Annotated in this window: 16 protein-coding genes; 9 read left to right on the top strand and 7 right to left on the bottom strand. The window is 59.2% G+C overall.

Annotation, left to right across the window (positions count from 1 at the left end; genetic code table 11):
- Positions 1-900 precede the first annotated feature (900 nt).
- Positions 901-1,101, bottom strand: a complete 201-nt coding sequence (locus AC1D2N_RS35625) for a hypothetical protein (RefSeq protein WP_018241933.1) — start codon at positions 1,099-1,101, stop codon at positions 901-903.
- Positions 1,102-1,226: 125 nt separating this feature from the next.
- Complete coding sequence (locus AC1D2N_RS35620) at positions 1,227-1,421, bottom strand: hypothetical protein (RefSeq protein ID WP_018241934.1); 195 nt, start codon at positions 1,419-1,421, stop codon at positions 1,227-1,229.
- A gap of 255 nt (positions 1,422-1,676) precedes the next feature.
- On the opposite strand from AC1D2N_RS35620, the gene AC1D2N_RS35615 reads away from it, so the two are divergent.
- Positions 1,677-1,880 carry a CsbD family protein gene (locus AC1D2N_RS35615; protein WP_018241935.1) on the top strand — a complete coding sequence of 68 codons (204 nt, stop codon included), beginning with the start codon at positions 1,677-1,679 and terminating at the stop codon, positions 1,878-1,880.
- A gap of 71 nt (positions 1,881-1,951) precedes the next feature.
- Here AC1D2N_RS35615 and AC1D2N_RS35610 read toward each other — a convergent pair whose 3' ends face one another.
- On the bottom strand, positions 1,952-2,179 hold the full coding sequence (locus AC1D2N_RS35610) for a hypothetical protein (protein ID WP_018445432.1): 228 nt from the start codon (positions 2,177-2,179) through the stop codon (positions 1,952-1,954).
- 145 nt (positions 2,180-2,324) lie between these two features.
- On the opposite strand from AC1D2N_RS35610, the gene AC1D2N_RS35605 reads away from it, so the two are divergent.
- On the top strand, positions 2,325-2,495 hold the full coding sequence (locus AC1D2N_RS35605) for a hypothetical protein (protein WP_165403088.1): 171 nt from the start codon (positions 2,325-2,327) through the stop codon (positions 2,493-2,495).
- 338 nt (positions 2,496-2,833) lie between these two features.
- Positions 2,834-4,327 carry an FAD-dependent monooxygenase gene (locus tag AC1D2N_RS35600; RefSeq protein WP_130652335.1) on the top strand — a complete coding sequence of 498 codons (1,494 nt, stop codon included), beginning with the start codon at positions 2,834-2,836 and terminating at the stop codon, positions 4,325-4,327.
- Positions 4,328-4,346: 19 nt separating this feature from the next.
- Here AC1D2N_RS35600 and AC1D2N_RS35595 read toward each other — a convergent pair whose 3' ends face one another.
- Positions 4,347-5,084: a hypothetical protein gene (locus AC1D2N_RS35595; protein ID WP_130652336.1), complete on the bottom strand. Its 738-nt coding sequence runs from the start codon at positions 5,082-5,084 to the stop codon at positions 4,347-4,349.
- A 1,040-nt stretch (positions 5,085-6,124) separates the two neighbouring features.
- Here AC1D2N_RS35595 and AC1D2N_RS35590 point away from each other — a divergent pair.
- The gene (locus tag AC1D2N_RS35590) at positions 6,125-6,415 is read left to right on the top strand and encodes a DUF982 domain-containing protein (RefSeq protein WP_018241940.1); all 291 of its coding nucleotides are present in this window, start codon (positions 6,125-6,127) and stop codon (positions 6,413-6,415) included.
- A 289-nt stretch (positions 6,416-6,704) separates the two neighbouring features.
- On the opposite strand, the gene AC1D2N_RS35585 is transcribed toward AC1D2N_RS35590, so the two are convergent.
- Together AC1D2N_RS35585 and AC1D2N_RS35580 are read right to left on the bottom strand one after the other, a co-directional pair.
- Positions 6,705-7,367 (bottom strand): glutathione S-transferase family protein, encoded by a 663-nt coding sequence (locus AC1D2N_RS35585; protein ID WP_047621762.1) that lies wholly within the window; start codon positions 7,365-7,367, stop codon positions 6,705-6,707.
- Positions 7,368-7,669: 302 nt separating this feature from the next.
- A complete protein-coding gene (locus tag AC1D2N_RS35580; RefSeq protein ID WP_028731966.1) occupies positions 7,670-8,497 on the bottom strand; it encodes a nickel-binding protein in 828 nt (275 codons plus the stop codon).
- A 438-nt stretch (positions 8,498-8,935) separates the two neighbouring features.
- On the opposite strand from AC1D2N_RS35580, the gene AC1D2N_RS35575 reads away from it, so the two are divergent.
- From AC1D2N_RS35575 to AC1D2N_RS35565, 3 genes are all read left to right on the top strand, one after another.
- On the top strand, positions 8,936-9,193 hold the full coding sequence (locus tag AC1D2N_RS35575; RefSeq protein WP_011651896.1) for a DUF982 domain-containing protein: 258 nt from the start codon (positions 8,936-8,938) through the stop codon (positions 9,191-9,193).
- 125 nt (positions 9,194-9,318) lie between these two features.
- Positions 9,319-9,489: a hypothetical protein gene (locus tag AC1D2N_RS35570; RefSeq protein WP_162039352.1), complete on the top strand. Its 171-nt coding sequence runs from the start codon at positions 9,319-9,321 to the stop codon at positions 9,487-9,489.
- A complete protein-coding gene (locus AC1D2N_RS35565; RefSeq protein ID WP_018445427.1) occupies positions 9,489-9,755 on the top strand; it encodes a hypothetical protein in 267 nt (88 codons plus the stop codon). The genes AC1D2N_RS35570 and AC1D2N_RS35565 overlap by 1 nt, the downstream gene beginning before the upstream one ends.
- 286 nt (positions 9,756-10,041) lie before the next feature.
- Here AC1D2N_RS35565 and AC1D2N_RS35560 read toward each other — a convergent pair whose 3' ends face one another.
- Positions 10,042-11,538, bottom strand: coding sequence for an FAD-dependent oxidoreductase (locus AC1D2N_RS35560; protein WP_130729011.1), 1,497 nt, complete (start codon positions 11,536-11,538; stop codon positions 10,042-10,044).
- 44 nt (positions 11,539-11,582) lie between these two features.
- On the opposite strand from AC1D2N_RS35560, the gene AC1D2N_RS35555 reads away from it, so the two are divergent.
- The gene (locus AC1D2N_RS35555) at positions 11,583-12,107 is read left to right on the top strand and encodes a MarR family winged helix-turn-helix transcriptional regulator (protein WP_130652337.1); all 525 of its coding nucleotides are present in this window, start codon (positions 11,583-11,585) and stop codon (positions 12,105-12,107) included.
- Between the two features lie 462 nt (positions 12,108-12,569).
- Positions 12,570-13,046, top strand: a complete 477-nt coding sequence (locus tag AC1D2N_RS35550) for a DUF2938 domain-containing protein (RefSeq protein ID WP_018241946.1) — start codon at positions 12,570-12,572, stop codon at positions 13,044-13,046.
- Positions 13,047-13,255 lie beyond the last annotated feature (209 nt).

Raw genomic sequence — 13,255 nt, 5'->3', positions numbered from 1 at the left:
GAACGGCATCAGCCGCGAGCGCGGTGGTAGTGAAAAGTGCGAGGAAAGTGGTGGCAATAGTTAACTTCATTTTCGTACCCCATGGCATTACATTGCAACCAAAGGATACACCATCAGCTCAACAAAAAGCTGTAGCAATAAGAGCACACYCGCYGGATTCTGCGTATAGTACAAGTTGTCCTGTCGCCGAGARGGCGGGCCSAAGCCCGCCCCGCCGCGTCAGTTATTCGGCATTGCCTTCGTGACCGACAGTTGCACGTTCGTTGCGTTCAGCGCGCCGCCTGAGTCGGGCCTCAGAACAGTGGGCACTTCGATGGAAGAATGTTGATCTGCAACTGAGTAGGGTGACTGTGGACTCACGGGTCGACGCGTCGCATTGAAACCACAAAAAGTGCGGCCGGAAAGCGATCAGTGCCGATCGGAAAAACGTTACTGTCGGCGCTCATCGCAGGGAAATCAAAGTCTCACCACGCCGGCGCCGAGGACTTCGTATTTCCCGATGGTCGCGGGAATTTTACTCGCCACACTAACATGACGAAGCGCTTTTGGAATCCGCTTGTCACCGCGGCATCGATAGAACCCATTGGGTGGCACGCCCTACGGCATTTCGCGGTGAGCACTTGGAGAAGCAGGATTGCAGCCGAAGGCGGTTCAGACACTTGCCGGTCACGCGTCTTATGCCATCACTATGAATCGGTACGGTCACCTCTTCCCATCGGACGAGCACCAAGAGGCATTTGACAAGATCGCGGAGGCTTTGGCCTGATTGGCACATGGACGGCACATGGTGCGCTACAGGCACTGCAAACTAACGGTTTATGGTCTGACTTTTAATCAGTAGGTCTCGGGTGAACCCCGACGCTCTCACCATTTCTAGTTTTAAATGTAGCTGCCGCGATCTCAGATCAGCAGTCGCAGTAACGCACCCTCATCCTTCACCCCATGCTGGTACGAATGGATAACCCGCTGAGCCAGATCTTCGCGCTCGGTGTCTGTCGTGATTTGTCGCACCGAGATGACGTGGTCAAAAACTCTCTGGCAGAGGGCGACTTCTTCGTCGCCCAACACGGTTTGTGCGTCGGCTATCTGGGATCGGATCATGATCGCCCTCGCTTCCTCGGATCGATAGGAGGATGGAACATCTGCTTTTTAAGCGCATGAAGGGAGACACAAGGTCGTGAGGTCTCACCCCCATGGTCGGGACAGGTCTTTGTCCCGCCTGGCAACTAATTCTCGTTCGGCCCGCTCCACACATAGGCAGAAGCCGGCTTTCTCTGGGCATTCCAGATCACTTCGTACCCTATCTTTTCAAGAGAGAGTAAAGTTCCAAGCCTTTCGTCATCTGACAGGCTTCGCAGAGAAACGTTAAGTGCGTCCAGGCCCCCTAAATTGTAGAGGTTCACGAATACATCGAGTGCCATTGTTCTTCTCCCCGTGGAAAAGTATAACACAAGAACAGGGGAATATTTGCTTCATACATAAATAAATATTTTATACATCTATTCGTTCTTCACGAATTATTTATGCTTTTCTTCATTCGGGTGTGGATCTTTGACGTGGGCAGCGCTTCGCGTCTTTGCCGCAGGAATTGAGCTTCGCGGAAATCCGCTGAGACACAGGAACCAACTTCCACTGCGGTCCGTTTTCTTCTCATCAACACAGAGGAGAAATCGACCATGGATTGGAATCGGATCGAAGGAAACTGGAAGCAGGCGAAGGGCAAGATCAAGGAGCAGTGGGGCAAACTCACCGACGATGATCTTGACCAGATCGCCGGCAAGCGCGACCAGTTGGAAGGCAAGATCCAGGAGCGTTATGGCATCGAAAAGGACCGTATCAGACGCGACATCGATGACTGGACCGGTCGCCAGACTTGGTAGTGCCTGAACAAAAACCCGGTGAAAGCCGGGTTTTTGCCGAAGGAGCTGAGGCGGCCAAGACCTGTCGGATGTCAGGAGTATCCACCAAAAGCCAAGAGAAGTGCACCGATCGCGATAACGGCCAGCGCCGGCCAGTTTTTAGTTATTCCGAGGAACCTGAGGCCTTGGCGCCGTGGCTCCAGCGTGGTGCCGCCTTGCGGCATTTGATGCGGATCACTCGGTCTTCGACCAAGCGCCGAGGTAAAGAGAAAAAGAAGTCCGCCGATGATGAGAGCGGCTCCGGTCAGGATTGCCCACATGGTGACCTCCATAGCAAGCGGGGTGTGGGGTAAACCAGATCGGGACCGGATCGTTCCGTGAATGGCTGCTCCCTTGAACAACCTCCGAGTCGGAACCAAAAGCGCCCGCCTTGAATTTGACCGCTGAGCAATCCTGGAGATCCTGATGGACAAGACACCGAAGACGGCAATCCGCGGCATGATGCTGTACGTCCTCGCTCTTCTCGTCTTGGGCGTGCTAGCGGGGGCCGTGTACACGATCTATGGCCATCCCGCCGATCCGTCTGAGCGACCAGCGGCTGAGACAATTCTGCAAAAAGCTCCAGCTCCGCAGTGAGATAGGTCGCCAAGCAATTGATTGATTCCCTTCGAGAGGAACGACCCCGGACGGCGCCTGCCACATCCCGCGCCCACCCGGTCAGGTCGTATTGAAAAGCCTGGGCTCCACAGCAGGAGACCCACAAGTGGCAGCGAACAGGGCTTTGGAGAGCAAGCCTGAAATCCTGTCGCAAGTCCTTCCAACCAGTATGGAGCTTATATTTATAGGGAGAACAACCTGCGACAGAGAAAATCGGCATCTGCGCAGGGCTGATTGGATCGGAGAGATGCAAAGGGCCAGGTCTGTCTGGACCCTGAGAGATCGCATTGGAACAGCCGGAACATGGGAGTTTGCGGATGAGGGAACATGCAGTCGTGGTTGCCGGGGCAGGGCCGACGGGACTGATGCTGGCAGGCGAACTGGCCCTGGCAGGCGTCGACGTCGCCATCGTCGAACGCCGCCCTGACCAGAAGCTTGCCGGTACGCGTGCCGGCGGTCTGAGTGCGCGGACGCTCGAGGTTCTCGATCAGCGGGGCATCGTCGACCGGTTCCTCGCGGAAGGGCAGATAGCCCAGGTCACGGGTTTCGCGGTCACGCGTCTGGATATCAGCGATTTTCCGACCCGGCACAATTATGGGCTGGCGCTGCGGCAGAAGCATATCGAGCGCATTCTGGCCGGCTGGGTCGGGGAACTGGCGGTGCCGATCTATCGCAGCCTTGAGGTAACGGGTTTCGCGCAGGACGATACCGGCGTCACCATTGAACTCTCGGATGGTTCCCAGCTCAGGGCAGGCTATCTCGTCGGTTGCGATGGAGGCCGCAGTCTGGTTCGCAAGGCTGCCGGCATTGCGTTTGAAGGATGGGATCCGACGACCAGCAACATTCTCGCCGAGGTGGAGATGGAAGAGGAGCCGCCATTGGGCATCCATCGCACCGCCCTTGGTATCTATGCCTTCGGCAGGGAGGAGTACGAAATCCACGACGGCAAGATCGTTTTTGCCCAGGAAGGTCCAATCGGCGTGATGGTGCCGGAGAAGAATGCCGGCGCGACGACCGAACCGACGCTCGGCGATCTCAGGGAAGCGCTCATCGCCGCATTTGGAACGGATTACGGACTTCATCGCGTCAACTGGATTTCCAGGTTTACCGACATGTCCAGGCAGGCAACAGCCTACCGCAAGGGCCGGCTTTTCCTCGCTGGCGATGCCGCCCATGTACATTCTCCGGTCGGCGGGCAGGGCCTCAACACGGGCGTGCAGGATGCCGTCAATCTCGGTTGGAAATTGGCCCAGGTGGTGAAAGGCACGTCGCCTGAAACCTTGCTCGACACCTATCACGCCGAGCGGCATCCGGTTGCGGCCCGCGTATTGCGCACGACGATGGCGCAGGTCGCATTGCAGCGCACCGACGATCGCACCGAAGTCTTGCGTGACATCGTAACGGAGCTGCTTGGCATGGAGGAGCCGCGCAAACGCATCGCGGCCGAGATGTCCGGACTTGGTATCCATTACGATCTCGGCGACGGGCACCCGCTGCTCGGCCGCCGCATGCCTGACCTCGACCTGGTCACATCAGATGGTCCTGTGCGCGTCTTTACGCTGCTGCAAGATGCGCGGCCGGTGCTCTTGAACCTCGGCACGCCCGGCAGCATCGGCCTCCCGCGGTGGTCGGACCGCATCAGGTTGGTCGACGCCGGATATGCCGGTGCATGGGAGCTGCCTGCGCTGGGTGTGGTCTCCGCGCCAGCCGCACTGTTGATCCGGCCCGATGGATATGTGGCCTGGGTGGGCGACGGGACTGAGGATGGTCTACAGGAGGCTGTGAACACCTGGTTCGGACCATCCGGCTAAAAGCCGAAAAAACTCTAACCTAAGCGGCGAGCGAGATCGAACCACAGTCCGATATCGTCTCCGGATCCGGCATCGGTTTGCCGCGGCGTTCCCATGTGCGGCGGCTGATGCCGAAAGCCTCCCAGGGGCGCACTTGGCTGAAAGAATTGGCGAGATAGTCGGCTCTGGAAAGCGCACCGGCGGCACGGCGCTGCTCCTCTTTTCGCGCTCGGTCGCGCTGGCGCCGCTTTTCCTTTTGAAGTTTTGTTCTTTTCCGCGTCGGCACGTCGAAGGCACCGATGGTGCGGATATCGAGGGCGCTCCGTTCCGCGTAGCTTAAGTGCAGAGCGTGGCCGAGCGCATCGGCGGACAAGGGAGAAAACCGCAGCTTTGTCCGCTCGTAGATGACTTCCTCTATCTCGGCTTTCCCAGCCCAGGGAAGCCATCGCGTCGCCCAGCCGAGAACCACATCGACGAACTCTTCCTTGAATTCGACAAGGGCGAGGCTGGCGATCACCTCGACATAGATCAATGCGTCATCGGCTTCGGGCACGATGTTTCCATGGCGATGCCGGATCAATTTCTCGATCTCGCGCATCCGGCCGCGGAAGTGGTTCCAACGGCTGGCCCGCATGCGGCGCTGGACGGCCTTGTAACCCAGCAGGCAGTCGCCGACCTTGATGGCCGCAACATCCCGCGTCAGGCCATCCGGCCGATCCGCTTTTACAGCCGGCTTCTCCGATTGCGTCGCTTCATCTGCGCTAACAAGGCAAGCCATCGATCTTCCCTTACGATCTGCCTTGAGAGGCCGAAACGACTGATTGTAAAGGAAGACCGAGGGGGTGATCATCCACTTTTCGCGCTGATCACACGTCAATCGGCGGATTTTCGAAGAAACGGCGGCAGTCTCTATTAGACCCTGACGCTTTCAGTCGGCGGGACGTCGCTCGACGTACAGATATCGGCCGCAACCCGGCCAAGCGGCCAAGAAGGACAAGGCGCTCTTAATCCTTATAGATCCACCGGCGCGGAGGATTCATCGTCCATCCGATCGCCGGGAAGGGAAGACGTGGTTGGGTCACGACATTTCCATCAGCATGCGTCTGCAATCAGCGGAAGCCGAAGAAACTCAAAATCGCGAGCACGATAACGACAGCGCCGACAAGCCAGATCAAATTGTTCATGGGGAACCGTTCTCCTGTTTAGCATCGGGCCAACTGTGGCCCGATCACATAACGGTGAAGCAGGGTTAGGAGTTCCCGACCGGTCCCATTGCTGTCGCCTGCCACCTCCGGCGCAAAACCAATTCCGGCTCTATGCCTTCAATAACTGCACGAGCGGGCATTGCTGGGTCTGAACCCATCCGCGCATGCCGGGTTTGTTGAGCTATCCCGCTGATATTGAAAATCCTGGTGATCCTGCCTTGCCGGCGATGTGCAGGAAGACGTGATCGCGGACACACCGATCAGCACGCCCGCTACCAATGTAAAAAATCGGCTCATCTGAACGTCTCCTCGCAAGGTTGTCATGGTCGCAATATACCATGCCAACACGAGACTATACGAAACTTCCGGTGCATTTGATCACGCTCGCTTGACCCGCAACATTCGCGCGATTGATCAATCAATCTATATTCGTGATGCGTCGACCCTCGGCCGATGATCAAATACGCTTAAGTCTAATCTGATAGGGTTATTCTGTCGTTATGGAAGTAGTTGCACGGCGTTAATAGCCAAATTGACACGATTTTGACTTGAATAAGTCACGGTTTTTCAGTAAAATTACAGCATAAAAAAGTAATATAAATGGGAGGATACTATGTCGTCAACTCGGTTTGATCCGATTCTGCTTCATCGCCAACATTTCATCGATGAGGTCACGTGCCTCGATGAAATCTTCGATGTTCTGGACGGGTGGCCGGAGGACAAACGGGGTTTGGCATATGATACGCTGTTGAAGGCGTGCAGAGATACGGCCAACGGGCGTTTCCCGCTGAGCGCTGCACGCGAGAATTTCCGGCGTTTCCTGAAAATGTCGGGCGTGTTGGCGAAGGTCGAGGGCGGCCCCAAATTCGAGCGGCTGATGAACGAACATATGGGCAATGCTTAGAGCATGTCGCGCAAGAGTGTGCAGCGGTTTTGCGATAACGACATGCGTAAAAACAAAGAGCTAAAGCGCGAGGAGCGAATCTGAAAGATCGCGACGTGCTTTAGGTCGTCGACGCATAAGCGCGCAGCCATAGCCGGATTGAGGTGAGTTGGAGCATTGCGTGGGGGTGGCCTCGCGGCCGTTTGATCACGGCGAAGTTGACGCCCAAAGCGGGGGTGAGCGGGATGCCGCCGAGCATTGGTCAACTGCTCGGCGGCATCCTGTTTTTGAACCCGCTTTCGGCTCGGCTTTATGAGTTCATGATTGAGCTGGACGATGGGGCGTTGATCGCAAATTGCGCGGCGAAAGCCCTGGCATAAGCGGGCCGAGATTCCCCGCGCGCGACATAGGCAGCCAGATTTTGATATTCGTCCAAAATGCCTGACATTCTTAGTCGCAGCAGTACTGAAACCATCAACAGATCGCCCGCGCTGAACGCATCATCGAGCCAGTCGGCGACGCCTAAGTAAGCCGAGAGCCTGTCCAGCCGAGCGCGGACACGGTCCTTGACCAACGGCAAGCGCTCCTCGCTCCAAGGCTTGTCTGCTTCGAATATTCTTGCCGTCGTCAATTCGAGGATCGGCGGCTCGACGGTGTTAAGTGCGGCAAACATCCAGGTGATCGCGCGCGCTCGGGCATCGCGATCCCTGGGCAGCAGGCCCGCATGCTGCTCAGCAAGATGAAAGACGATCGAGCCGGTCTCGAACAGCGAGAGAGAACCTTCCTCATAGGTGGGGATCTGGCCGAAGGGATGGATGGCCAGATGGTCAGGCGTCTTCATCTCCGCGAAGGAAAGAAGGCGAACCTCATAAGGCTGCCCCACTTCTTCGAGCGCCCAGCGAACGCGCGTATCGCGCGCCAGTCCCTTGCCGCCATCGGGCGATCGTTCAAATGCTGTGATCGTGATTGTCATCGCATCGTTTCCTTGCTTGGGCGAATTTCTTTGGCTTCCTATCGTGACGACGCATGAGCCTGCTGGAAGCCGACATCGGTCTTGAACTATTTTGATTGCCGGGTGCAAATCGCCAATGCCGCTTCCGATCAAAGGTCGTGAGCGCGGTGGCCAATTCCGCAAGGCCGCAGGTCGTTGTCGCAAAACCGCGGCACAGTTTGCGCGCCATGCTTTGATGATCGCCTATTTCTTGGCCACAAAAACGCCGCAGCAAGCCCTGCCTGGAGCCAACTCGCCATGCGGGTGTCGGATCTCAGCCGATCTTAATTTACGCCGGCATCCGCCCACTCGCATCGGAACACCAGCATGGGCTTCGAAAACCCCTTGAACCGTCGGCGCGTTGCGTGAGCGAAGAGATCGGCGGCGCCGTATTCCCGAAAAATATTCTCCGAGACGAGGATCTGGTCGCTGGAGGCTGCCGCACAGAGACGTGCGGCAAGTTGTACGGTCGTGCCGAAGAGGTCGTTGCTGTCCTCGACCGGCTCGCCGCAGTCCAGTCCGATGCGGATATGGATCGGCTCGGTGTTTCCGCCGTTGTAACGCTCGAATTCCCGCTGGATCGCCATGGCGCATTCGACGGCTGCCGTTGTCGCGGCGAAGGCCGCCATGATGCCGTCGCCGGTGTGTTTCACCTCCCGGCCTGAATTCTGGCTGAGGCATCGGCGCACGATAGAGTCATGGGCGCGGACCATTTCGGTCGCAATCCGGTCGCCGAGGCGCGATGTCATCGCTGTCGATCCGACGATATCGGTAAAGAGGATTGCCCGGTGGCCGGGATCCACCTGGGCGGAGGATTGGCCGGGCGCCGACTCAGGGTCATGGATTCGGCCTAGAAAAGCCTCGACTGCTGACAGGGCGACCTCGACGATCTCGCCGGCGACGAAGCCGTGTGCTTCACGATGCACACATTGCGCAGTTTCCGCATCCGGCGCATCCACGAGGCAGAAGACGGTCCCGCGCCGCTGATCGAACCAATAGGTCAGGAACTTGACGCCGTACTTGTCCTGAATGTCGAGATCCATGCGATGTGCCTGAGCAACGTCAGCCGCTGACGTTCCTTCAAGAAAGTGCCGGTCCATGAAGATAGGCATCGCGCGCTCCTCCGAGATCCGCCGCGTGCAGGATAGATCGCATTGTACGATCCGGATGAAACTCCGTCCACCTCTGGCACAATCCATGAATGATTATGAAAGTTATTGCGTCCAGCAATGCATATGAGTTGCTGTAATCCTTATAGAGTATAAAAGGAAAGACTGAGTTTTAATCAGCAGGCGTGGGATGGGAAGCCCGATATTTACCATAATCAGTCGCTTAATGACTGATCGCAGGACTCCACTTCAAGCTCCATGTTCTCGAAAGCACCGGCTGCAGGGGATCTGGAGGCGACGAAGAGGTACGTCTACACTGCGAGCCTCGCCGAAAATCAAGTCTCGTAGGGCCGTGCTTCGGCTGGTGACGCGGCCCGCCGACGGCACGCAAATTGCATCGTACCCATGAGCGCCACCGAAATTGGGAAAAGCTGTAGCAAAGTGAGACAGACGGCACATTTTCGACCGGTTGGCTTGGCCTCAATGGGGCTCGGCCATTATGCCGTTATTAACTCTGTGTGGGACGCCGCGCGCACGCTCTTGCGCGACTGGCCGGTAGATGACGGCGAAGAGTATTTCGAGGCCGTCAAGTCGTGCCTGGATGCGATTATCGGCGATCTCCCACCGGAACATGTGCGGGCGGCCTTCATCAGGGCTGCGCAGGAGGCCGGCATCGCCGTCATAGAAGCAGCGGACTGACTATCGGCCGCGCTTCGACGCCAGTGCCGGCTTTGCAACACCTATCCTTAGCCAGATCGTTCCGGCGCTTGACTTTTCCTGCCAAAGTTCTAACTTAGAACAAAACAGGAACATTGGAGATGATCATGACGCATACGGAACAGGTGATCGCCAACGCCCTTGCGCTTGTCGAGGCGTCCCGCGCAGCCCGCGAGCGAGATCAACAGCGACGTGCCGCTTGGCAGAGAAAGGTCGAACTCAGCCGGCCGCTGCCGCCCTTGCCGCGTCCGGTTCAATTGCCGTTGGCGCTGAACTGATGCGGCCGGCAAGGATCTTGGAACCCGGTCAGGCACGCCCAGAACAAGCTGGGGCCGATCAAGCCTGGCCCGATCAAACCTGGCCCGATCAGGCCTGGGAAGTCGAAGCGGTGCTTGCCTGGCATGACGACAATGCCAAGGCGGCGATACGCTCGCTGCTCGATGACTGCAAACATCTCCGCCAGCAATTGGCGCTGGCGGAAAGCGTGATGAGCCGCGGGATGGCCCGCGGCTGGGCGCCGCGATACGAGCGGGACGCCCTCTGAAAGATTGATGCCGCCTGGTCTATGGTGCGGCATCCTCCGATGCTCCTCATCGCGAGGTGCGTAGCCCATCGGGCGGAGCCTCGAAGGATCTGCCGCAGCGCTGCTTCCTGCCACCTCACATCTGGTGCCGAACACCCGCCTCGTCCTTCGAGGCTCCGGCTTTTGGCCTGCTCTCTTGGGCCTTGTGCGGCGGCGAATAACGAAAGCGCGCTACTCGTGGTGGCGGTTGGCTACGGCGCCCGTCTTTCAGACGCGCCAACAGCGCCGTGGCGTTTTGAGTTGCCGCTTATGCAGCAAGGCCGACATTTGCGAGATAGGCTTCCAGCGCCCCGGCGTGAGCGGAGGCAATGATGGCGCCGACATAACCATCCGGACGCACGAGCACCCAGTCGCCCGATGCCAGACCGTAGGCATCATGGAAATGCCCGCCTCCGTCGATGACGTCTCCGCGCCGGCCGATCCTGTGGATGTGCAGGCCTGGGCGCGGCGGCATGGCGGCTTGCTCGACTTCATAGCCCAGCAGCGTCCAGTGCGCGCCCTTGAACAGTTCGAACAGCCGCGTCGGCTGGCCGCCGACACCTCTGAGCGGCGCATCGGGGGCACGGTCGCCGGCAAGCAGGCCGCCGCGTCGTTCCGGCTTTTCCAGCGTGAGGGAGGAGGAGGGATAGCCGATATCGAGTTGATGGACCTCGCGGCCGCGCCTCATCTCGCCTCGCTTCAGGGCGTCGAGAAGATTGGTCGCCAGACCCAGCATGGAGGCGGCGACCGGGCGGCGCTCTTCCTCATAGCTGTCGAGCAGCGCCTCGGGGGCGCCTGCCGTAGCCGCCGCCAGTTTCCATCCGAGATTATAGGCGTCCTGAACGCTGGTATTCAGACCCTGTCCGCCGGTCGGCGGATGCGTATGGGCGGCATCGCCGACCAGGAACACGCGGCCGAGCCGGTAACGATCGGCAAGCCGGGCGTTCATGTGGAAGGCCGACGCCCAGGAGACCGAGTGGACCTCGATGTCGTCGCGGCCGGTGCGCTCCTTGACCAGGGCGGTCAAGCCCGCCGCGGAGAGGTCGACCTCGCCTTCGAGCGGGATGGGTCCCTGGATCTGGAACAGATCCGTCCCCGCCAGCGGGCAAATCGCGATCTGTCGCTGCATGTCGCCATTGCCGAAGCGATGCCAGGCGTCGCGATCCAATCCTGTCAGAGTCACATCGGCGACGATGGCGCGCACGCCGAGCGTCTTGCCGGGAAAGCCGATATCCAGCGCATGGCGCACGAAGCTGCGGCCGCCATCGGCGCCGACGAGCCAGCGCACGCGGATGGTCTCTTCGCCGGATATGCCCTTAAGCTGCGCAGTCACGCCCGCCTCGTCCTGTTCGAAGCCGATGAGTTCGCTGGCGAATTCGGGCTGGTGCCCCAGTTCGAGCAGGCGCTCGCGCATCACCCTCTCGGTCAGGAACTGCGGCACCATCAGGGGAAGCTGGTAGGGCTCGGCCGGTGTCGGCTCCCCACCAACCATGGCGTCGGATTCGCTGAAGCTGCCGTCGTCGCGATATTCCCGCTGCCGGGGATAGATGCCGCCTCGGGCGACGATCCGGTCGAGAATGCCGAGATCTTCGAACACCTCCTGGCTTCGCGGTTGAATGCCCTTGCCGCGGGAGCCGCGGAATGGGTCGTTCAATTTTTCAATCAGGCGGAAGGATACGCCGCGCCGCGCCAGCTCGATCGCCAGCGTCAGGCCGGCCGCACCGGCGCCTGATATCAGCACGTCGACTGTCGAAGTTTCTGTCATTGATCTCTCCATATGTGTATTATGCACATAATAGGGGAATCGGCATGACGTCAACAAAGAATGTGCAAAATACACATATCAGCGAAAAGCTGCGCGAACTGCATGGGGCTTTGATCGAGATTGTCAGCGTCATGAACCGCCCGCAGCGCGATGAGCAGATGGTCCGGGAGGCGGGCATTTCGCTCGATCGCGCCCTGTTTCCGCTGCTCGTCACGATAGAGCGGCTCGGCCCCATCGGGGTGGTCGAACTCGCCGACCGCGCCGGCCGCGACTACACCACCGTCAGCCGTCAGGTCGCCAAGCTCGAAAGCCTCGATCTGGTGGAGCGCCGCGGAAATGCCGCCGACCGCCGCGTGCGCGAGGCGGTCATCAGCCCGAAGGGCAAGGCAATGACCGATCGCATCGACGTCGCCCGCGAGCGGATGGGCCGCGCCATCTTCGAGAGCTGGGAGGAACATGACTTCAATGAACTCGTGCGGCTCATGCGGAAGTTTGCGGAGGATATCAGCGGCGATATCGGCAATGGCGCGGGAGAAACTGAGGGCGAGGGCGGACCGCAGGCGGATTAGAGCCTTTCCTGGTCAGATTGCAGCATTCTGTTGGCTCAAACGGAGTCGGATGGTCGACCGGCCGGCGCGCGTCGTAGCTAGGCTCTACGGCCAAGCCGGCCGGTCGATCAGCCGGCCCGTTTCAGCCAACCTTCCCGCAGATTTGCCTGGCAAATCTGCAAGACTTAGAATCGCCGGCCGCAGCTATTGCTTCGCATGGCGAAGCAGTGCGGCCGGTGGGCCGGGCATCTTTGCGCCAGGATCAGAGGCGATCGGCTCGCACGTACCAAGGGTATGCCCTTCGCCAATCGCCTCTGCCCTGACGAAACCTGCTCCGGCAGAATGCTGCAATCTGACCAGGAAAGGCTCTAACCTCTGAATCACTCGGGAATGTGGCGGGTGAATTCACCGCAGCCATTGCGCCGGCGCGTCTGCGATGATTTTGTAGCGTCCTGCAATCGCAACGCTTTCCGGTGATTCCCAATGTTCGATATTCTGTGGCGCGGCCTGGTGATCGGCGCCGGCGCAACCATCCTCATGGACCTCTGGGCGATCCTGCTCACCCAGTTCGGCCAGGCGGCCCCCAACTGGGCACCTGTGGGACGTTGGTTCTGGCATCTCCGCCGCGGCAAGGTCTTTCACGACAGCATCGCCGACGCCGAACCCTATGCTCATGAGTTGGCGCTCGGCTGGATCAGCCACTACGCCGTCGGCCTTCTCTATGGGGTGATCTTTGCCATCATCATGGGCTCTGCCTGGCTGGCGGCCCCGACATTTCTTCCCGCCTGGATCTTCGGTATCGTCACCGTCGGGGCAGGGTGGTTCCTGCTGCAACCGGGCCTCGGCATCGGCTGGGCCGCCTCCAAACACCCGACCCCGAATAAGGTTCGCTGCTTTAATCTGCTGGCTCATACGGTGTTTGCCCTGGGGCTTTATGGCACGGCGCTGATCATTGGCTGATCCTGGGGTCGGTTTCGGTCGGCGAGGGGACATGCCGCAACGCCTCGATTCCCTCTTCTCCCCAGCGGGGAGCAACCATGTTTCAATTTTGCTGGTATTGTGGCGTCCATTCGGTGTTTCGAATGAGGATGGCATTGGCGAGGATGATGAGTTTGCGGGCGACGGCTATGACGGCGCACAGGTGTTCCTTGCCGTTGCTGCGCAAGCGC

This window comes from Rhizobium sp. P1_B8, from assembly GCF_056406515.1.
This window is presented reverse-complemented; position numbering and strand designations above follow the sequence as displayed.